This is a genomic window from Rhizobium cauense, assembly GCF_019511525.1.
Taxonomy (GTDB): domain Bacteria; phylum Pseudomonadota; class Alphaproteobacteria; order Rhizobiales; family Rhizobiaceae; genus Rhizobium; species Rhizobium cauense.
This window is the reverse complement of the sequence record NZ_JAEUAT010000001.1, coordinates 106,646-125,521: the sequence shown is the minus strand read 5'-3', so window position 1 is coordinate 125,521 and position 18,876 is coordinate 106,646. Positions and strand designations below refer to the sequence as shown.

Annotated in this window: 20 protein-coding genes; 10 read left to right on the top strand and 10 right to left on the bottom strand. The window is 61.5% G+C overall.

The genetic code is table 11. The features are described 5' to 3' along the window. From JNB88_RS00635 to JNB88_RS00625, 3 genes are all read right to left on the bottom strand, one after another. Positions 1–411 (bottom strand): endonuclease domain-containing protein, encoded by a 411-nt coding sequence (locus tag JNB88_RS00635; RefSeq protein WP_220353874.1) that lies wholly within the window; start codon positions 409–411, stop codon positions 1–3. A 74-nt stretch (positions 412–485) separates the two neighbouring features. Next, a complete protein-coding gene (locus JNB88_RS00630; RefSeq protein WP_220353873.1) occupies positions 486–947 on the bottom strand; it encodes a carboxymuconolactone decarboxylase family protein in 462 nt (153 codons plus the stop codon). 30 nt (positions 948–977) lie between these two features. Continuing rightward, positions 978–1,478, bottom strand: a complete 501-nt coding sequence (locus JNB88_RS00625) for an RrF2 family transcriptional regulator (RefSeq protein WP_220353872.1) — start codon at positions 1,476–1,478, stop codon at positions 978–980. Positions 1,479–1,654: 176 nt separating this feature from the next. Here JNB88_RS00625 and JNB88_RS00620 point away from each other — a divergent pair, with 176 nt between their 5' ends. The 4 genes from JNB88_RS00620 (at position 1,655) to pdeM (ending at position 7,117) form a co-directional block, all read left to right on the top strand. Continuing rightward, a complete protein-coding gene (locus JNB88_RS00620) occupies positions 1,655–2,410 on the top strand; it encodes an ABC transporter substrate-binding protein (RefSeq protein WP_037138115.1) in 756 nt (251 codons plus the stop codon). Between the two features lie 63 nt (positions 2,411–2,473). Further along, positions 2,474–3,727, top strand: coding sequence for an NAD(P)/FAD-dependent oxidoreductase (locus JNB88_RS00615; protein ID WP_220353871.1), 1,254 nt, complete (start codon positions 2,474–2,476; stop codon positions 3,725–3,727). 51 nt (positions 3,728–3,778) lie between these two features. Beyond that, a complete protein-coding gene (locus JNB88_RS00610; RefSeq protein ID WP_220353870.1) occupies positions 3,779–6,289 on the top strand; it encodes a ligase-associated DNA damage response DEXH box helicase in 2,511 nt (836 codons plus the stop codon). Positions 6,290–6,391: 102 nt separating this feature from the next. After that, positions 6,392–7,117 carry a ligase-associated DNA damage response endonuclease PdeM gene (gene pdeM / locus JNB88_RS00605; RefSeq protein WP_220354245.1) on the top strand — a complete coding sequence of 242 codons (726 nt, stop codon included), beginning with the start codon at positions 6,392–6,394 and terminating at the stop codon, positions 7,115–7,117. 25 nt (positions 7,118–7,142) lie between these two features. Here pdeM and JNB88_RS00600 read toward each other — a convergent pair whose 3' ends face one another. The 5 genes from JNB88_RS00600 to JNB88_RS00580 all read right to left on the bottom strand — a co-directional run bounded on the left by JNB88_RS00600 (position 7,143) and on the right by JNB88_RS00580 (position 10,599). After that, positions 7,143–7,376, bottom strand: coding sequence for a hypothetical protein (locus JNB88_RS00600; RefSeq protein ID WP_220353869.1), 234 nt, complete (start codon positions 7,374–7,376; stop codon positions 7,143–7,145). A gap of 150 nt (positions 7,377–7,526) precedes the next feature. Next, on the bottom strand, positions 7,527–8,108 hold the full coding sequence (locus tag JNB88_RS00595; RefSeq protein WP_220353868.1) for a transglycosylase SLT domain-containing protein: 582 nt from the start codon (positions 8,106–8,108) through the stop codon (positions 7,527–7,529). Positions 8,109–8,214: 106 nt separating this feature from the next. After that, positions 8,215–8,781, bottom strand: a complete 567-nt coding sequence (locus JNB88_RS00590) for a dihydrofolate reductase family protein (protein WP_037138128.1) — start codon at positions 8,779–8,781, stop codon at positions 8,215–8,217. An 88-nt stretch (positions 8,782–8,869) separates the two neighbouring features. Further along, entirely contained in the window at positions 8,870–9,679 is an 810-nt protein-coding gene (locus tag JNB88_RS00585) for a TIGR02186 family protein (protein ID WP_220353867.1), read from the bottom strand. After that, positions 9,679–10,599, bottom strand: a complete 921-nt coding sequence (locus JNB88_RS00580) for a sulfite exporter TauE/SafE family protein (RefSeq protein ID WP_220353866.1) — start codon at positions 10,597–10,599, stop codon at positions 9,679–9,681. Before JNB88_RS00580 ends, JNB88_RS00585 begins: the two co-directional genes overlap by 1 nt. Positions 10,600–10,877: 278 nt before the next feature. Between JNB88_RS00580 and JNB88_RS00575 the strand changes: the two genes are divergently transcribed. Beyond that, positions 10,878–11,471, top strand: coding sequence for a DUF922 domain-containing Zn-dependent protease (locus tag JNB88_RS00575; protein WP_338110949.1), 594 nt, complete (start codon positions 10,878–10,880; stop codon positions 11,469–11,471). A gap of 23 nt (positions 11,472–11,494) precedes the next feature. On the opposite strand, the gene JNB88_RS00570 is transcribed toward JNB88_RS00575, so the two are convergent. Further along, positions 11,495–12,127 carry a TerC family protein gene (locus JNB88_RS00570; protein ID WP_037138150.1) on the bottom strand — a complete coding sequence of 211 codons (633 nt, stop codon included), beginning with the start codon at positions 12,125–12,127 and terminating at the stop codon, positions 11,495–11,497. A 280-nt stretch (positions 12,128–12,407) separates the two neighbouring features. On the opposite strand from JNB88_RS00570, the gene JNB88_RS00565 reads away from it, so the two are divergent. After that, complete coding sequence (locus JNB88_RS00565) at positions 12,408–14,030, top strand: ABC-F family ATP-binding cassette domain-containing protein (RefSeq protein ID WP_037138134.1); 1,623 nt, start codon at positions 12,408–12,410, stop codon at positions 14,028–14,030. Positions 14,031–14,085: 55 nt separating this feature from the next. Here the strand turns inward: JNB88_RS00565 and JNB88_RS00560 are convergent, their stop codons facing one another. Further along, a complete protein-coding gene (locus JNB88_RS00560) occupies positions 14,086–14,562 on the bottom strand; it encodes a hypothetical protein (RefSeq protein ID WP_220353865.1) in 477 nt (158 codons plus the stop codon). A 537-nt stretch (positions 14,563–15,099) separates the two neighbouring features. On the opposite strand from JNB88_RS00560, the gene JNB88_RS00555 reads away from it, so the two are divergent. The 4 genes from JNB88_RS00555 (at position 15,100) to JNB88_RS00540 (ending at position 18,808) form a co-directional block, all read left to right on the top strand. Beyond that, entirely contained in the window at positions 15,100–16,509 is a 1,410-nt protein-coding gene (locus JNB88_RS00555) for a DUF1254 domain-containing protein (RefSeq protein WP_220353864.1), read from the top strand. Positions 16,510–16,576: 67 nt separating this feature from the next. Continuing rightward, on the top strand, positions 16,577–17,050 hold the full coding sequence (locus JNB88_RS00550) for a VOC family protein (RefSeq protein WP_220353862.1): 474 nt from the start codon (positions 16,577–16,579) through the stop codon (positions 17,048–17,050). 44 nt (positions 17,051–17,094) lie between these two features. Continuing rightward, positions 17,095–18,210, top strand: coding sequence for a flavin-containing monooxygenase (locus JNB88_RS00545; protein ID WP_220353861.1), 1,116 nt, complete (start codon positions 17,095–17,097; stop codon positions 18,208–18,210). Positions 18,211–18,523: 313 nt separating this feature from the next. After that, entirely contained in the window at positions 18,524–18,808 is a 285-nt protein-coding gene (locus JNB88_RS00540; protein WP_220354243.1) for a GIY-YIG nuclease family protein, read from the top strand. Positions 18,809–18,876 lie beyond the last annotated feature (68 nt).

Genomic DNA, 18,876 nt, shown 5'->3' with positions numbered 1-18,876 from the left:
CTAGGGTGAGGGGCGCTTTCCAGCGGGAAAGAACCGCAAATCTCTCTCTTCCACGCGCTCATTCAAGCGCCCTTCGCAAATCGCTAGGATCGTATCCAACACAGACGGCATCTCTGTTAGCACCTCGACATTCCAGAAGCGGACGATCGACCAACCGTTGACGATCATGAAATCATCACGACGTTTGTCCCACTCGTTTCCGGCGTGCTGGCTGCCGTCAACTTCTACGACAAGCCGCTGCTGTCGGCAGGCGAAGTCGGCAAAGTAAGGTCCGATCGGCAGCTGTCGAACGAACTTATGGCCGCTCAGGCGGCGGCCGCGAAGCTCATACCAGAGCCGGGCTTCGGATTCGTTGTCGGATTGACGAAGGGCTCTCGCGCGGTTGGTGGTATCAAGCTTTGGACCTCTCATCAGGCGTTTCCAGTGGCAATGCCCCTCACCCTAGCCCTCTCCCCGTCGAACGGGGAGAGGGGACGTCATAGTTATCAGGCAGCCTGTGCCGGCTTGTCGATCGGGTGCTGCGAGCGGAAGCCGACGGCCAGCCGGTTCCAGACATTGATCGCGCCGATCGCCACCGTGATCTTGGTGATTTCTTCTTCCGTGAAGTGGGCCTTCAGCGCCTCGAAGTCGGCGTCCGGCGCGCCGGTTGCGGCGATTTGGGTGACGGCATCGACCCAGCCGAGCAAGGCGCGTTCCTTGGCGTCATAGACCGGCGACTCCCGCCAGACGCACATCAGGTTGATCCACTGTTCGCTGAGCCCGTCATGGCGGGATTCCTTGACATGCATGTCGACACAGTAGGCGCAGCCGTTGATCTGCGAGGCGCGAAGCTTGATCAGGTGGATGAAGCGGCGCTCGAGGCCCGATTCCTGAACATACTGCTCCAGTGCGGCGACCGCCTTGTAGGCGTCCGGTGCGGCTTTTGCGAAGTTGAAACGTGCTTGCATGGTTCATTCTCCTTTTGGGGTTGGGGCGGCTCAGCGAGCCGCTCTGCGTTCATTCATTTCAAGGAAGGCGCAGCCGCGGGCGGCGATGCCGCCGTCGTCATCAGCAGCGAGCTGCACCAGGATGTCGGCGATGCTGGTCTTGGCGAGTTCGGCGCGATAGACGCGCTCCGCCCTCAGCATTGCCGCGCTGATCTGGCACGGTTTGGTGAAGTAGCGTCCCGGCAGCTGGTTCGGTCCGCGCTGGCGGATCTCGCTGCAACGGAATGCCGGCTCCGGCCCCTCGACCGCGAGCACGATATCGAGGAGGCTGATGTCTTCCGTTGGCTTCGCCAGCCGATACCCGCCTTTCGGCCCCGAAACCGTGCTGACGATGCCGGCGCCGGAGAGCGCCTGCAGGTGCTTCAGAAGGTAGCTCGTCGAGACGCCGTGGAACTCCGCCAGCGCGGCGGCCGAAAGCACGCCGCTGTCTGACAGGCCGGCCAGCATCGCGACGCTATGGATAGCCTGTTCGACGCCATCACTCAGTTTCATCGGACTGCCTCCTCAAATCGTGGATAAAAAATATCCATGATTATCCGATTTGTCAAGCGTGGTACGGGCGGGAGGTCGAATAGACGGCGCTTCCTGCTCGTCCGGGGTTGTGAAGCGACGAGGATTCGCTAAAGTCGGCCCTGTTGGGCAAAAACAATTCCAATAAGGGAACAGCAATGAGAAAGACGATTTTCCTGGCGGCCGCTGCCTTGCTTGCGGCGACGCATCTCGCCTCCGCCGAGGACACGATCCGCATCGCAACCGAGGGTGCCTATCCTCCCTTCAACTACGTCGAATCCGACGGCAGCCTGAAGGGGCTCGACGTCGACATGGCCAATGCGCTCTGCGAGGAGATGAAGGCCAAGTGCACGATCGTAGCGCAGGATTGGGACGGCATCATCCCCGGCCTCCTGGCCAAGAAGTATGACGCCATCATCGCGTCGATGAGCATCACCGACGAGCGCAAGAAGCAGATCGACTTCACGAACAAGTACTACACGACACCGCTTGCCGTCGCCGTGCCGAAGGACAGCCCGCTCAAGGGCGTCAGCGTCGACGACATGAAGGGCAAGGCTGTCGGTGCCCAGGCATCGACCACTCAGGCGGACTACACCAGTGACGTCTATGCCAAGGGCGGCGCCGAGGCGAAGCTTTACCCGACGCAGGACGAGGCCGTCGCCGACCTGCAGAACGGCCGCTTGGACGCGCTGGTCTCCGACAAGTTCGTGGTGGTCGACTGGCTGAACAAGGCTGGCAAGGATTGCTGCAAGCTGCTCGGCGACGTTCCGGGCACGGAAACGCAGGCCGGCATTGGCATCCGCCAGGGCGAGACCGACCTGAAGGAGCGCTTCAACAAGGCGATCGATGCGCTGGTCGCCAGCGGGAAGTATCAGGAAATCACCAAGAAGTATTTCCCCTTCGACATCTACTGATCGTTTGCCGATCCAATCGCGCGGAGGTGACAAGCCTCCGCGCCCCTTGACCAAGTCCATCCGATGAAAACAGATATCCTCGTCCTCGGTGCCGGCATTGTCGGCGTCAGTGCGGCCATTCATTTGCAGGATCGCGGCCGCTCCGTCGTGCTGGCCGATCGCGGCGAGCCGGGCGGCGGTACCAGCTACGGCAATGCCGGGCTGATCGAGCGCTCCTCCGTCATTCCCTACGCCTTTCCGCGGCAGCTCGGCGCCATCGCCAAGTATGCGCTGAACACCTCGTCGGATGTTCGTTACGACCCGGCCTACCTGCCGCGTATTGCAGCATGGCTGGCGCGCTACTGGTGGCATTCGTCGCCGACCAATCTGGAAAAAGCGACGCAGGCGCTCCTGCCTTTGATCGAGGCCAGCGTTACCGAACACGACAAGCTGATTGGCCGCGCCGGTGCCTTCGACCTCATCCGTGAACGCGGCTGGGTGTCGTTCTACAAGAATCCGCGCCGTTTCGATGCCGCCCGAGCAGAGGCCGAAAGCCTGTCTGCCCACGGCCTGGCGATCCGCATCCTCGATAAGGCCGAGTTTCTGGCGCTGGAGCCTGCCTTTGCCGCGAACGGCAGTCGCATCGCCGGCGGCGTGCACTGGCTCGACCCAAAGACGGTGACCGACCCGCAGGCGCTGACGGCAGCCTATGCGAACCTCTTCACCGCAGCAGGCGGCAAGATGGTCCGCGCCGACGCTTCTGCCTTGCGCGAGGAAAAGAACGGCTGGTCGATCACGACGGATGAAGGCGAGATCATCGAAGCCGGCGAAGTCGTCGTCGCGCTTGGCCCGCAATCCGGGCTGATCTTCCGCAAGCTGGGCTATCCCCTGCCGCTGGCGGTCAAGCGCGGCTACCACCGGCACTATGCGCAGCGCGAAGGCCAGCCACTTGGCCACTCCGTCGTCGACGAGGAAGCCGGCTACGTGCTGGCGCCGATGGCGCGTGGTATCCGGCTGACGACAGGCATCGAATTTGCCGCGCCCGACGCGCCTGCCAACACCATCCAGCTCCGCCGCGACGAGAAACATGCCCGTGCACTCTTCCCGCTCGGCGAGCCGGTGGAAGCGACGCCCTGGCTTGGCCTGCGTCCGTGCCTGCCGGACATGCGCCCGGTGATCGGCCCGGCGCCGCGCCATCGCGGTCTGTGGTTCAATTTCGGCCACGCGCATCACGGCCTGACGCTCGGCCCGGCCAGTGGTCGGCTGCTGGCCGAACAGATGGCCGGCAACGAGACCTTCGCCGATCCCGAGCCCTTCCATCCGCATCGTTTCCTCTAGCGCGCGGGTCCGCCATTCTATTTCGGCAGTCGGTGCACTACCTTTAGCGCCGTGGACCAGATCGATTCCGAAGCCCGCATTGGCCTGCCTCCGCCTTTCACCCGCTGGTTCGCGGACAAGGGCTGGCGCCCGCGTGCCCATCAGCTGGAATTGCTGGCCCGCGCCGAGGCTGGCGATAGCACGCTGCTGATCGCGCCAACCGGCGCCGGCAAGACGCTCGCCGGCTTCCTGCCGTCGCTGACCGACCTGACGCGCCGCGGCAAGATCCCGCCCGGCTCGGCGTTTACCGGCATCCACACGCTCTACATCTCGCCGCTGAAGGCGCTCGCCGTCGACATCGAGCGCAACCTGATGAAGCCGGTCGAGGAGATGGGGCTGCCTGTCACGGTCGAGAACCGCACCGGCGACACGCCCGTGGCCAAACGCCAGCGACAGAAGCTGAACCCACCCGACATTCTGCTGACGACGCCGGAGCAGGTGGCCTTGCTGCTCGCCAACAACGAGGCCGAGCGCTTCTTCAAAGACCTGAAGTACATCGTCTTCGACGAATTGCATTCGCTCGTTACCTCGAAGCGCGGTCACATGCTCTCGCTCGGCCTTGCCCGCCTGCGAAGGCTGGCGCCCGCCCTGCAGACAATCGGCCTTTCGGCTACCGTCTCCGACCCTATGGACTTGCAGAAATGGCTGGTCGCGCAGCGGGAAGGCGAGGACCACCATGCCGGACTGGTCATCGTCGAAGGCGGCGCCAAGCCGGATATTTCGATCCTCTCGACCGAGGAGCGCATCCCCTGGTCCGGCCATTCGGCGAAGTATGCGATCCCCGACGTCTACAAGCAGCTCCTCGAACACCAGACGACACTGCTCTTCGTCAACACCCGGTCGCAGGCCGAGATGCTGTTCCAGGAACTCTGGACGGTGAATGACGAAAACCTGCCGATCGCATTGCATCACGGCTCCCTCGATGTCGGCCAGCGACGCAAGGTTGAGGCCGCGATGGCGGCAAACCGGCTGCGGGCGGTGGTTGCCACCTCGACGCTCGACCTCGGTATCGACTGGGGCGATGTCGATCTCGTCGTCCATGTCGGCGCGCCGAAGGGCGCCTCGCGGCTTGCCCAGCGCATCGGCCGCGCCAACCACCGTATGGATGAACCGTCGAAGGCGATCCTCGTGCCCGCCAACCGCTTCGAGGTGATGGAATGCCAGGCGGCACTCGACGCGAACTACATCGGCGCGCAGGACACGCCGCCTGTCGGCAAGGGTGCGCTCGATGCACTGGCGCAGCATGTGCTCGGAATGGCCTGCGCCGAGCCGTTCGACATGCTGGAGCTCTACGACGAGGTCACCAGCGCCTCGCCATACGCCGATCTGTCGTGGGAGACCTTCGAGCGCGTCGTCGATTTCGTTGCGACGGGCGGCTATGCGCTGCGTACCTATGAGCGCTACGCCCGCATTCGTAAGACCAAGGAGGGACGCTGGCGGGTCTCCAACCCGCAGGTAGCCCAGCAATACCGGCTGAATCTCGGCACGATCGTTGAAAGCCCGATGCTCAACCTTCGCATGGTCAAGCGCGGCGAAGGCGGCCGGATCGGTCGCGGCGGTGCGACGCTCGGCAAGATGGAGGAATATTTCTTCGAGCAGCTGTCACCTGGCGACACTTTCATCTTCGCCGGCAAGGTACTGCGTTTCGAGGGCATTCGCGAGAACGAGGCGCTGGCCTCTCAAGCCTTCTCGATGGACCCGAAGATCCCATCCTACGCCGGCGGCAAGTTTCCGCTCTCCACCTATCTGGCCGATCAGGTCCGCTCGATGATATCAGATCCAGATCGCTGGCATCATCTGCCGGATCAGGTGCGCGACTGGCTGGCGATCCAGCAGGAAAAGTCGATGCTGCCGAAGCGCGACGAGCTGCTGATCGAGACCTTCCCGCGCGGCAGCCGCTGCTACATGGTCACCTATCCCTTCGAAGGGCGGCTGGCGCACCAGACGCTTGGCATGCTGCTGACGCGGCGGCTCGAGCGGGCCGGAGCCAAGCCTCTCGGCTTCGTCGCGACGGATTATTCGCTCGGCATCTGGGGCTTCGAGGACATGGGGATGATGATCCGCAACGGCCGCCTCAGCCTCGCTGATCTCTTCGATGAGGACATGCTGGGCGACGACCTCGAAAGCTGGCTCGACGAATCCTTCCTTTTGAAGCGAACCTTCCGCAATTGCGCCGTGATTGCCGGTTTGATCGAGCGCCGTCACCCGGGCAAGGAAAAGACCGGGCGACAGGTCACGGTATCGGCCGATCTGATCTACGATGTGCTGAGAACCCACGAACCGGATCACATCCTGCTGCAGGCGACACGGCAGGATGCGGCGACCGGGCTTTTGGATATTTCACGGCTTGGCGATATGCTGAGGCGAATCAAGGGCCACATCACGCATCGTGCGCTCGACCATATCTCGCCGCTGGCGGTGCCAGTCATGCTGGAGATCGGCAAGGAGCCAGTGCACGGCGAAGCCCACGACGCGGTGCTGGCGGAAGCGGCGGACGATCTGATCGCCGAGGCGCTGGCCTAGAAGAGTGCCGGATCGGTTCGTATCAACTTACCATCCGGCCCAAGACAAAGATATGGTGCGATCCGAAAGGGGCGCTCCTGAAACCAGGGACTGACAGGATTGATGAACCGCCTGGCGCTCGCGCGTGAAATGAACGGACTGGCTCCATTGGCAGGCGCCGAGACCTCCGTGCATGGTGTCGCCGCCGTCTGCGATCCGCTTGGCGCGCTCTATATGCCCGATGCCGGCATTCTTGTCGTCTCGGACCTGCATCTCGAAAAGGGCGCGGCCTTCGCCCGTCGCGGCATGATGCTGCCACCCTATGACACGCTGGCGACCCTGACGGTGCTGTCTGCCGTGATTACCCGCTACGATCCGAAGCTCGTGGTGTCGCTCGGCGACAATTTCCACGACCGCGTCGGCTCGGCGCATCTGCCCGAGGCATTCCGCAGCCTGATTTCGGAAATGGCGCGCGGCCGCGAATGGATCTGGATCAACGGCAACCACGACCCGGATGGAACCGTGGACCTGCCGGGGACCTCCGTCGATGAAATGCACTATGGCGGGCTGACCTTCCGGCATGAACCGAAGGGCGGGCTGCAGAATGGAGAGATCGCCGGGCATCTGCACCCGGCTGCTACAGTGCGCCGCCGCGAAAAATCGGTCCGCCGCCCGTGCTTCGCCACAGACGGCGCCCGCCTGCTGATGCCGGCGTTTGGCGTCATGACCGGTGGCCTCGACCTTCGCCACAAGGCGATGAAAGGCCTGTTCGACCACAATTCGCTGATCGCCCATCTTTTGGGGCGCGACAGGATCTATTCCGTCAGGTTTGGAAATCTGGTCGGGTGAGCTGCGGGTATCTCGCGGTCTTCGTTCAATCACCGAAATAGTAGAGGGGCTGGCGCGTCAGCTCACCGCGGCCGACGTGACCATACACGTCGTTTCCCAGGATCCAGAACGAGATTTCCTGGGTTTTCATGCAGAAGATATAGTCGCCGGAGATCCAGTGCTCTGCCTTGCTGCTGGAGAGTGGAAAGAGATAGTCGCCAGCCTCATACATGACGGCTCTGTCGGAGCTGTAATCGTATAAGTATCGTTCTGCGGCCATCCATCCCCCTGATTCTATTCAGGGAGAATCCCATGACTGCAAATGTATTGTCAAACAATACTGCCAGTGGGCGCTGATCCACCCAATTTTGTTTCGTTTTTCAAAATTGTATAGAGTATTTACTATGTTCTTCGCGTCTTCCTGCGCGTATCAATTGCACTCTTGCAATTGCCGCTGATAGGTAACCGCCATGTTGGAGAAGCGCTGCGCCGTCTTCTGCAATTGCGCATTCGAGCGCCAGTCGCCACGCTTGTAGCCTTTCGGTCCGGAATAATAGGCGAGGTACAGGCTATAGGCGTCGTTGATCGGGATGCCGGTCAACTTGCTGTTTTGCGAGTGATACCAGCCTATAAAGTCGATCGCGTCCGCGAAGTTTGTGCGGCGGGCGCCCCAGCTGCCGGTAGCGGATTGATAATGATCCCAAGTGCCGTCGAGCGCCTGCGAGTAGCCGTAGGCGGTGGATGGGCGTGTCCATGGAATGAAGCCGAACAGCTTGGTGCGCGGTGGCCGTGCATAGGGCTGGAAGCCGGACTCGGTATACATCGTCGCCATCAGGATCGGAACCGGCACTCCATATTTGCGCTCCGTCTTTTCCGCCGCGCGCTGCCAGCTCGTGAACATTCCGTCGCGCTGCTCGAAAACGGCGCAGATGTTCCGGGTTTGTTGGGGAGCCGTCGCGCAGCCGGCAACAAGTGCAAGCAGCACGAGGGCGGGGAGGGCACGGATACGCATTACAAGAAACCTCTCGCTACGGAGAGATTACTAACTCGTAAACATTAACGATGCGTTTTTAGTCGAATGCGAATTGCGTGTGCTCTGCCATCTAGGGCAGCAGCCATCACGCCGCCCTGATCGGCTCATAGCGCAGGATCACCGCACCGTTCTTGAGCGTCGTGCTGTCGAGAAGCTTCAGTGGACGCTGTTGGCTTGCCGGTTTGAAATGCGGATTGCCGCCGCCGAGGATGACCGGCACGAGGCAGATGCGGATTTCATCGACAAGTCCCTCTTTCAACAGGGACCCAGCGAGTTCGGCGCTGCCGAAAATGAAGATCGACTTTCCCGCTTCGGCCTTCAATTTCTTCAGTTCCGAAACAGGCTCGGCTACGACGCGCGTATTGTTCCAGTCGGCTGTCTTCATCGAGCGCGATACGGCAATCTTGGCAATGCCGTTCATGTACGTCTTGATCTTGTCTCCGTCCTCGTCGGAGGCTGTCGGCCAATAGGCGGCCATGCCCTCATATGTCTTGCGACCGAAGACAAGCAGATCGCCTTCCTCACCAAGATGCTCGGCGTAGTGTTGCAGTTCGGGACCCCAGGCAAGATTGTGAAAATCGATGTCCCAAGGTTTCTCGCCTTCGAAATAGCCGTCAAGCGTCATCAGATTCCAAACGATAAGCTTCCTCATCTCTTCGTCCTCCCTCGAAACTGCTTGCAAGTGTCCGCTGGTGGAGGCGCATCTCGACCTCCTGACGCGGAAGGCGCGATCTGCCTGATCAGTCCTTGCGGAACACGACGCTGGCGCCCCAGCCGGTAATCACCGCGAGCAGGACGGCGAACAAGCCGTAGGCGATCGGCTGTTCGTGCGCCGCGTCGGTAATCGTTTGTTCTATCCCCGTCTTGATGACACGCAGCGGAACCGACTTCTCGGTTACAAAGCTGCCACTCTTGAAGAGATAGGCGCGCACGGTATGCACGCCATTCGGAATGTTCGCCGGCAACCGCAGGCTCGCCTTGAAAAGGTTGGAGCTGACGAAGCGCACGCCGCTGGGGTCACGATCATAGAGGCCGCCCTTCTCCTGCAAACGGCGGAACGCCTGCCGGAATTCACCGAGATTGCTGGCATTGCCGACGAAACCGACCGGTGTCAGCGGGATATGATCGATGCCTATTCCCCTGTCGGTAAGGTCAAGCGGTGTAGTGATGTCATCGAGCATGCGGGAGCTCGACATCGAGTAGGAGTGCGGCACGGCCTCGAAGGTCATCGAGCGGGTGTTGATCCAGATACCGAACACTCGCTCCTTCCGGCGCACGGTCGCGTCCTCGCGCGGTCCTTCGAGGACGACGACGACATCATACTGGCCGATCGCCAGGAGCAGGCTGTCGGTATTGGTCACCGCACCGAAGATCGTCAGATCCGCGCCGCGGAAATCAGAGGTGATGGCGATCTCGCTGGTGGACGTACCGATCTCAAGCACTTCGGCAGTCGTTTGCGCTGCCTGGCCGGGCAGCAACATCTGTGCGGTCGCTGCCGCCGGCAGCAGCATCGCAACGGAAAGCAGCAGGGCGGTGAGGGCGCCGCGCATCAATTCGCCCCCAGGACCACGGAGTAGACATCGGCGGGGGTCACCACAAGCGCAACAGCGAGGCGCAGGCCGACGGCAAGCACGAGAAGCCCGAGCAGCGCACGCAGCTGCTCGCCGCGCAGCTTCTGCCCGACGCGCACGCCATATTGCGCGCCGATGACGCCGGCGACCATCAGGATGAACGCAAGCACGATATCGACCGAGAAGTTCGTCGCGGCCTGGACGACCGTCGTATAGGCGGTCACGAAAATGATCTGGAACAGCGACGTGCCGACAACCACGTTGGTCGGGATCCGCAGGAGATAGATCATGGCCGGAACCATGATGAAGCCGCCACCGACGCCCATGATCGAGGTCAGTATGCCGATACCGAAGCCGAGCGCGATGACGGGGATCACGCTCAGGAAGATCTTCGATTTCTTGAACCGCATCTTGAGCGGCAGTTTGTGCACCCAATGGTGATGGCCGGGTCTTCGCGGTGTCGGCGGGATGTTCTTTGCCGCGCGCCGCATGGCGTTGACGCTTTCGAGCAGCATCAGTCCGCCGACGGTGCCGAGAAAGATGACGTAGAGCAGCGAGATGATCAGGTCGAGCTGGCCGATCTGTCGCAGCACGGAGAAGATCCAGATACCGACCGTGGCGCCGGTGAGGCCGCCGACAAGTAGCACCGTCCCAAGCTTCACATCCAGCGTCCCACGCCGAAAATGCGTGATGGCGCCCGATATGGAGGAAGCAACGACCTGGTTGGCGCCGGTGGCGACTGCAACGACCGGGGGAATGTTGTAGAAGATCAGCAGCGGTGTAATCAGGAAGCCGCCGCCGACACCGAACATTCCGGAGAGGAAGCCGACGGCTGCCCCCATGCCGAGAATGATGAAGATGTTCACCGACAATTCTGCGATAGGCAGATAGATTGTCACAGCAGACCCCAATCTATGAACTGCCCCCACAGGCAGGCGTCTTACATCCCGTTCGAATGGCGCATCATACGGTGAAATCGTTGCCAGAGGATTTCGATAAGCGACATGCAATCCGCCCGATAGCGTGATGCTCTCGAATAATCAGGCTTTTTTTGGGTTTTATGACGGGCCGTTAGCAGCAGGTTTCGACAAAACTTCGTATTGCTGCACCCGGATCGCAGGTTGAATGCGAAGCGCCCGCCGACTAGGGTCTGAGCCTCATTGTCCAGGGGATTCGCGTGAAGGCAGGATGGGTTGGTTGGTTGCTCGTGGCCTGCGCTTTGCAGCCGGTTACGGCACGAGCGGAATGGCAGCCGGTCGAACAGATACAGACCTATGCGGTGACCGGCAGCTCCGGCGCGGCGCTGTACAATTCCATCGGTGAGCGCGGCCCCCAGCTGGGCGTCAGCCGCGCGGTGGCGCATACGACGTTCAAGCTGACCTGGACCAGAAAATACGAGCATCGCGGGAACGCCTGCGTACTGGCCGTTGCCCGGCCGAAGCTCATCATCACCTATACGCTGCCGAAACCCGCCGCGAAGCTTCCTGCGCCCGTTCAGGCAAGCTGGGCGACGTTCATTACAGGCATCGAAACGCATGAGCGGGTGCACGGGGACTACATCACGCAGATGGTCCGGGATATCGAGGCGATGAGCGTTGGCTTTTCCGCCGACAATGACCCGGACTGCCGCAAGATCCGGGTCGAACTGACGAAGCGGCTCGGCGAACTCTCGGCGCGACAGCGACAACAGGGCCGCGACTTCGACAAGCTGGAGATGAGCGAGGGCGGCAACATCCGCCGCCTCGTCCTGCAGTTGGTGAACGGCCCCTGAGGGGCCATTCGAACGTTGTCGGATCAGCCCAGGGCGGCAGCGGCGACCGGCGCCAGGTGCGGCCAGACTTCCAGCGAGCCGCGATAGATCATGCTCAACGCCACGTAGGTAATGATGGCGAGACCAAGGTAAGCGATCCAATGGTAGCGGTTGAGCAGGCGCGCGATGAAGTTCGCCGCGATACCCATCATCGCGATCGAGAGGATCAGGCCGATGATGAGGACCGTCGGATGTTCGCGGGCAGCCCCCGCGACCGCAAGCACGTTGTCGAGCGACATCGAGACGTCGGCAATGACGATCTGGCTGGCGGCCTGGAAGAAGGTTTTCCTCGGCGCCGCCACGCCGCCTTCGGTCCCCTCGGCTGCGCCGCTCCCGTTGCGCAGATCGCGCCACATCTTCCAGCAGACCCAGAGAAGCAGGATGCCGCCGGCCAGCAACAGGCCGATGATTTCGAGTAGCTGCACCGTGACGCTGGCAAGAGCGATACGCAGCACCGTGGCGGCAAGAATACCAACGAGGATCGCCTTCTTGCGCTGGTCGGCCGGCAGTCCTGCAGCGGCAAGGCCGATGACGACGGCGTTGTCGCCGGCAAGCACGAGGTCGATGAGAATGACCTGCAGAAGTGCCAGCAACCCGGCAGAGGTGAAAATTTCCATGATGTGACAATCCCCGAAATATGCGAAACGCCTGCCGGCGCGCTGATAACGCATAATTGATCGCTGATCGACTGATCAAGTGGCGAAGGCGTATTGTGGAAAAGTTCTGCCGACCGTTGCAGTTCCGCCCAGCCTTCAAACGAGCTTCATTTTCCGGATTTAGGCTTCTCTGTACGGCCTGGGATTGGCCATGACGCGGTGAACGTGCTAGCGAGAGCCGCAAAACGCCCCGGCCAGCGCCATCGAGGGGCATAGCAACGCTTTCGGATTCCACGCAGACATGATTCGTATCGAGAATATCAGCAAGCAGAACAGCCACCGCATCCTTTTCATCGAAGCCTCCGCAGCCCTCAACAGAGGCGAGAAGATCGGTCTCGTCGGCCCGAACGGCGCCGGCAAGACGACGCTCTTTCGCATGATCACGGGACAGGAGCAGCCCGATGAAGGTCAGGTCGCCGCCGAAAAGGGCGTGACGATCGGCTACTTCAATCAGGATGTGGGCGAGATGGAAGGCCGTAGCGCTGTGGCCGAGGTCATGGAAGGCGCCGGCCCCGTCAGCGTCGTGGCAGCTGAACTGCGCGAACTCGAAGCGGAAATGATCGATCCGGACAAACTCGACGAAATGGACCGGATTATCGAGCGCTACGGCGAAGTCCAGGCGCGCTACGAAGAGCTGGACGGCTACGCGCTCGAGGGGCGTGCGCGCGAGGTGCTGGCGGGCTTGAGCTTCACCCAGGAAATGATGGATGGCGATGTCGGCGGGCTGTCGGGCGGCTGGAAGATGCGCGTGGCGCTCGCCCGCATTCTCCTGATGCGCCCTGATGTCATGCTGCTCGACGAACCGAGCAACCACCTGGACCTGGAAAGCCTGATCTGGCTGGAAGATTTCCTGAAGACCTACGACGGCGCACTTCTGATGACCTCGCACGACCGCGAGTTCATGAACCGCATCGTCGGCAAGATCATCGAGATCGACGCCGGTTCGTTGAACAGCTACTCCGGCGACTACGGCTTCTACGAACAGCAGCGGGCGCAGAACGAGAAGCAGCAGCAGGCGCAGTTCGAGCGCCAGCAGGCGATGCTCGCCAAGGAAATCAAGTTCATCGAGCGCTTCAAGGCGCGCGCCTCGCATGCCTCGCAGGTGCAGAGCCGCGTCAAGAAACTGGAAAAGATCGACCGCGTCGAGCCGCCGAAGCGTCGTCAAACCGTCGCCTTCGACTTCCTTCCGGCGCCGCGCTCTGGCGAAGACGTGATCAACCTGAAGAACGTCCACAAGAAGTACGGCAGCCGCACCATCTATGAAGGGCTGGACTTCATGGTGCGCCGCAAGGAGCGGTGGTGCATCATGGGCATCAACGGCGCCGGCAAGTCGACCCTGCTGAAACTCGTGGCAGGCTCCACCGAGCCGGATCAGGGTAGCGTCGCACTCGGCGCCAGCGTCAAGCTGGGCTACTTCGCGCAGCACGCGATGGATCTCCTGGATGGTGAGCGCACCGTGCTGGAATGGCTGGAAGATTCCTTTCCCCAGGCCGGACAGGCGCCGCTCAGAGCGCTCGCCGGATGCTTCGGTTTTTCCGGGGACGATGTCGAGAAGAAATGCCGTGTTCTGTCCGGTGGCGAGAAAGCCCGGCTCGTGATGGCCAAGATGCTTTTCGATCCGCCGAACCTGCTGGTGCTGGACGAGCCGACCAACCACCTCGATCTCGACACCAAGGAAATGCTGATCAAGGCGCTGTCGCAATACGAGGGCACCATGCTCTTCGTCTCGCACGACCGGCATTTCCTGGCGGCTCTCTCCAACCGCGTGCTGGAACTGACGCCCGACGGCATCCACCAATATGGCGGCGGCTACACGGAATACGTCGAGCGCACCGGCTACGAGGCACCTGGTCTGCGCAGCTGACGGCATAGCGGCGCACGCCTTCTGTGCCCTTGCGAGGTCCGGTCATCGTTCGCCATCAGCATTTCGGCGCGGCCGGAAGGCCGTACCGACCAGGAAAAGCACTGAGCCTTGGCCTGAGGTCCGGCTGCTGCCGGGCCGCATCCGCAAGGCGTCGTTCCAGATCGATGAACTCCTCCGTGTCGTCGGCCGCCGTCTGCTGCATCGTGCCCATCATACGGAGGATCTCCTGGCGCCGATCCTCCTCGGCACGCGTGCAGGGCGGAAAGAGGCGGTGGTAACCGGCATCCGGCTGCAGCTGAGCGGCGGTCAATCTGCCTCGGCATGCGCGCGCCCGTCGGCAGGCCGAGACGGGGCAATCCTTCCAGAAGCCGCATTCGCTGGCGGCAAGCCGCGTGATCACGCATGCGCCCGGACGGTGCCTTTCCTCATCCGCGACGAGCCCGCCGTCCTCCCAGTTCATGGCCTCGACGACGGCAAGTACCTCGGTCACCGGAAGCGCGAGAAGTCTTTTCAGAAACAGTCTGCTGGCCATGCGTCTTCCTCCACGACAGCTTCACTGCCATGTTTCAACCCATCGATCTGGAGAGCCCACGCAAATGCGGAACCTCGCTGGTTAGTTTATGGTGGCTCCGCATTTGCGTGGCCTTCGGCGTTCTTGAGGACTTCCGGTCCTTCAGGCGATCGCCTCGTCTCGCTGCGTCAGGGCTTAATTGCCCCGACTTGCATGGCTGAACCAAACCGGGTGCTGGAACATCCGGGGGAGACTTGTGACGGCAGCGGCTTTGACCCCGATGCCCGGCTTTCGCCTCCCTGCCGTTAACTGCACGTTACAGCTTCAGACAGGGCGCCGGCTCCCGCCTGCCCGCGAACGTCTCGCGAAACACTCCGGCGACGGAAGCGAAAGGATTGTAGGCACGGGGCTGGGGAGCGGGGAAAATCGCGCCGTCAAGCTGTTGAGAGGATTGATGGCGGCCGTCTTTTGCGGGGCCGATTTACCGTAACGTACTTCCGATTTGCGCGTCTTAGGCCTTCACTCCGCAAGACGCATCAGGATCGGAGGAATGCCACCATGAGGTTCATCGCTTTACTGTGCACATTGCTGCTCGCCGGTCCCGCACTTTCTGCCGACAAGGCGGCGCGGCAGGCGTTCGATCAGGAGATAGAGCGCAAGGCGGTGCAGGCGGTCGTCTGGGGAATACCTGTGGTCAATTACGACCTGATGCGGCAGGAAATGCTTGGCAAGACGCCGGGGAAGATCGGGCAGGTCATTTACTGGGGCCGCCCGCTGGATTGGCGAAACCAGACGCTGACGCCCAATCCTGATGCCCTGTACTTCATGGTTTTCTTCACCACGAAGGACGGCCCTGTCGTTCTCGAGCTGCCGCCAGCCGAAAGCGACGCTTCCTTCAACGCCAACATTGTCACCGCTTGGCAATTGCCGCTGGAAGACGCCGGCCTTCATGGCGTCGACAAGGGCAAGGGCGGCAAGTTCGTGGTCCTGCCGCCTGGCTACAAGGACAAGCTTCCGGACGGGTTCATTCCGCTGCAGTCCGAAGTCTACGGCGGCTACATGCTGCTTCGTTCGAACCTGGCGAGCCATGGCGATGCCGACGTCCAGGCCTCCATCGATTACGGAAAGAAGCTCAAGGTCTACCCGCTGTCGGCTGCGGGCAATCCGCCGGAGACCGTTTTCTCCGACGTGAAGGATATCGTCTTCGACTCCACGATCAGATGGGACGAAAGCTTCTTCGACAACCTGAATCGCGTCGTCCAGGAAGAGCCCTGGATTGCCCGCGACCGCGTGATGATCGATCAGTTGAAGTCCCTCGGAATCGAGAAGGGTAAGCCGTTTGAGCCGGATCAGCACACGAAATCCTTGCTGACCAAGGGTATCAAGGAGGCAGAGACACTGCTGGAGGCAAAATACGATGCCGGCCTGCCGCCGTTCTTTACCGAAAGCAGCCGGTGGACATTCCCGACCTATCCAGATCTCATCAAGGCTGGACAAGCCAACTTCGATGAGCCGGATGCCTATCCGGTCGACGATCGCGGCGTTACCTACAGCTACGCCTATATCGGCATCAAGAGACTCGGGGCCGGTCAGTTCTATTCGATCTCGATCCGTGACAAGGACGGCGATGGCTTCGACGGCAGCAAGACCTATCGCCTCAATGTGCCCGCCAATGTTCCCGTTCAGCAGTATTGGTCGGTGACGGCCTATGACCGGCAGACTCATGCGCTGATCAAGAACGTGTCGCGCGCCAGCCGCTCGTCGCAGATCCCCGATCTCGCAAAAAACAGCGACGGCTCCGTCGATCTCTATTTCGGTCCCAAGGCGCCGAAGGGCAAGGACGCCAATTGGGTGCCGACCGATCCGAAACGAGGGTTCGAGCTGATGTTCCGCGCCTATGGTCCGACGAAGGAGTTCTTCGACAAGAAATGGATTCTGGCCGATGTCGTCAAAATCGACGCGCCCTAGCTGGAGAAAGGCGGCTTGCCTCTTATGTCAGGCAGGAAAGGCAAGCCAAGAGTGAAAGGATCTGGGAATGGCCAAGAACACGATCTGCCTGTGGTACGACAAGGATGCCGAGACAGCCGCCCGCTTCTACGCGGAAACCTTTCCCGACAGCGCAGTGGGTGCCGTCATTCGTGCGCCCGGAAACTATCCGGACGGCAAGCAGGGAGACGTGCTGGTGGTTGAATTCACCGTTGCCGGCATCCCTTGCATTGGCCTGAACGGCGGTTCGGCGTTCAAGCACAGCGAAGCCTTCTCGTTTCAGATCGCGACCGACGACCAGGAAGAAACCGACCGCTACTGGAACGCGATCGTCGGCAACGGCGGCCAGGAAAGCGAGTGCGGTTGGTGCAAGGACAAATGGGGCCTGTCCTGGCAGATCACGCCGCGTGTGCTGACCGAGGCGCTGGCGGTCGGCGGCGACGAGGCCAAGCGCGCCTTCGATGCGATGATGACCATGAGAAAGATCGACGTCGCGGCGATCGAAGCGGCCCGGCGCGGCTAGTCCACTTTTTATCGGCGCAGGCTTCTGGCCGCTTCGAGGCCCTAATGACGGATGCAGAGACAATCATCATCGGTGCGGGACCCGCGGGATTGGCCTGCGCCGCTGCTCTGCGCGCCCGGGGACGGTCGTTTCTGGTGCTGGAGAAAGGCGATACGCTCGCCGCCTCCTGGCATCGCCACTATGACCGTCTTCGACTGCACACCCACAAGATGCACTCGGCTCTGCCGGGAATGCCGATGCCGCGGCATTTTCCAAGGTATCCGTCGCGACTGCAGGTGATTGAATATCTCGAGGTCTATGGCGTCTCGAACGACGTCGAGGTGAAGTTTGGTGTGTGCGTGACGGCGATCCGCAAGGAGAAGAACTGGATCGTCGAGGCTTCCGACGAGGTCTTCGAGGCGGGAAACGTCATTGTCGCGACCGGGCTTGCGAACGTGCCGATAAGGCCGAACTGGGAGGGGCGGGAGCTGTTTGCGGGCAAGCTTCTGCACTCCTCCGAGTTCAGGAACGCAGCAGAGCTTGCGGCGGAGCGCGTCCTCGTCGTCGGCTTCGGCAACTCGGCAGGCGAGATCGCGCTCGAGTGCGCAGAGGCTGGCCTTGAGGTCGGCATGTCGGTGCGCGGCCCGGTCAATATCGTCCCCCTCGAGCTGTTCGGATTGACGACCGCAAGCATCGCCATCGCCCAGCAGCTTTTCCCTTATCGGGTGGTCGATGCGGTGAATGCGCCGATCCTCAGCCTGCGTTTCGGGGATCTCGTGAAGTTCGGCCTGGAAAGGGCGGCGAAGGGGCCGCTGACGACGATCGTGGAGCGCGGCCGCACGCCTCTGATCAACATCGGTACCGTGGAACGGATCAGGTCGGGCGATATCCGGGTGTTTCCCGGGGTCGCAAAGTCAGAGGGTCGGCGGGTGCATTTTGTCGATGGTCGCTCGGATGTCTTCGACGCGATTGTTCTGGCGACCGGATACCGGCCGGCGCTGGAGGCGCTGCTCCCGGATTTCGAAGAGAGATTTGCCGGCTCCGACCGCCCGGGCCGCGGGCAGCTTCAGCCGGCAAACGACGGTCTCTATTTTTGCGGCTTCAACACCGTGTCGACAGGCCTTTTTCGCGAGATCGGAATTGAGGCGCAGCGGATCGCGGCGTCAATCGACGGGAAATGAGGGGCTTTTGCGTTGGGGGCGGCGGGTACGAAGGGAGTACGATATCTCGCTGTCTGTTGAGCCGTAGTCTGTGACCGCCGTGTCTGGATCCTCGGGTCAAGCCCGAGGATGACGAAGCGGGTGGGTGTGTCCGTGGTGCAAAAAGCGAGGTCGTGCTTTGATAGCGCTCGCTCCGGGGCCACTTTGGGCATCGTCGCTCTTGCCCTCTCTTCGTCATCCTCGGGCTTGACCCGAGGATCCAAGCACAAGCAGACGAACGCCCCTCAAAACCGACGGATTGACGAACCATATCCAACGCAAGCACCATTTTCGCATGGCGGGATATGTCTACATCGTCACCAACCACAAACATGGAACGCTTTACATCGGCGTGACGTCCGACCTCGAACGCCGCATTTACGAGCATCGAGAGGCATTGACGCCCGGCTTCACCTCGAAATACGGCTGCAAGCAACTCGTCTGGTACGAGGAGTTCTGGAATATTCAAGACGCGATCCAGCGCGAGAAATCGCTCAAGCGCTGGTATCGGAAATGGAAGATCGATCTGATCGAGAAGATGAATCCGGACTGGCGCGATTTGTATTTTGAACTGCGGTGAAGGCGGCTTCGGGTTTGTGATTGGATCCTCGGGTCAAGCCCGAGGATGACGAAAGAGGGGGCAGAGCG

Bases quoted from the DNA above. Each gene is read 5' to 3' on its own strand.
- JNB88_RS00540 (WP_220354243.1), top strand. From the start codon at position 18,524: ATGGCGGGATATGTCTACATCGTCACCAACCACAAACATGGAACGCTT.
- JNB88_RS00635 (WP_220353874.1), bottom strand. From the start codon at position 411: ATGAGAGGTCCAAAGCTTGATACCACCAACCGCGCGAGAGCCCTTCGT.
- JNB88_RS00545 (WP_220353861.1), top strand. From the start codon at position 17,095: ATGACGGATGCAGAGACAATCATCATCGGTGCGGGACCCGCGGGATTG.
- JNB88_RS00595 (WP_220353868.1), bottom strand. From the start codon at position 8,108: ATGCGTATCCGTGCCCTCCCCGCCCTCGTGCTGCTTGCACTTGTTGCC.
- JNB88_RS00570 (WP_037138150.1), bottom strand. From the start codon at position 12,127: ATGGAAATTTTCACCTCTGCCGGGTTGCTGGCACTTCTGCAGGTCATT.
- JNB88_RS00590 (WP_037138128.1), bottom strand. From the start codon at position 8,781: ATGAGGAAGCTTATCGTTTGGAATCTGATGACGCTTGACGGCTATTTC.
- JNB88_RS00600 (WP_220353869.1), bottom strand. From the start codon at position 7,376: ATGGCCGCAGAACGATACTTATACGATTACAGCTCCGACAGAGCCGTC.
- JNB88_RS00550 (WP_220353862.1), top strand. From the start codon at position 16,577: ATGGCCAAGAACACGATCTGCCTGTGGTACGACAAGGATGCCGAGACA.
- JNB88_RS00555 (WP_220353864.1), top strand. From the start codon at position 15,100: ATGAGGTTCATCGCTTTACTGTGCACATTGCTGCTCGCCGGTCCCGCA.
- JNB88_RS00630 (WP_220353873.1), bottom strand. From the start codon at position 947: ATGCAAGCACGTTTCAACTTCGCAAAAGCCGCACCGGACGCCTACAAG.
- JNB88_RS00565 (WP_037138134.1), top strand. From the start codon at position 12,408: ATGATTCGTATCGAGAATATCAGCAAGCAGAACAGCCACCGCATCCTT.
- pdeM (WP_220354245.1), top strand. From the start codon at position 6,392: ATGAACCGCCTGGCGCTCGCGCGTGAAATGAACGGACTGGCTCCATTG.
- JNB88_RS00620 (WP_037138115.1), top strand. From the start codon at position 1,655: ATGAGAAAGACGATTTTCCTGGCGGCCGCTGCCTTGCTTGCGGCGACG.
- JNB88_RS00625 (WP_220353872.1), bottom strand. From the start codon at position 1,478: ATGAAACTGAGTGATGGCGTCGAACAGGCTATCCATAGCGTCGCGATG.
- JNB88_RS00560 (WP_220353865.1), bottom strand. From the start codon at position 14,562: ATGGCCAGCAGACTGTTTCTGAAAAGACTTCTCGCGCTTCCGGTGACC.
- JNB88_RS00585 (WP_220353867.1), bottom strand. From the start codon at position 9,679: ATGCGCGGCGCCCTCACCGCCCTGCTGCTTTCCGTTGCGATGCTGCTG.
- JNB88_RS00615 (WP_220353871.1), top strand. From the start codon at position 2,474: ATGAAAACAGATATCCTCGTCCTCGGTGCCGGCATTGTCGGCGTCAGT.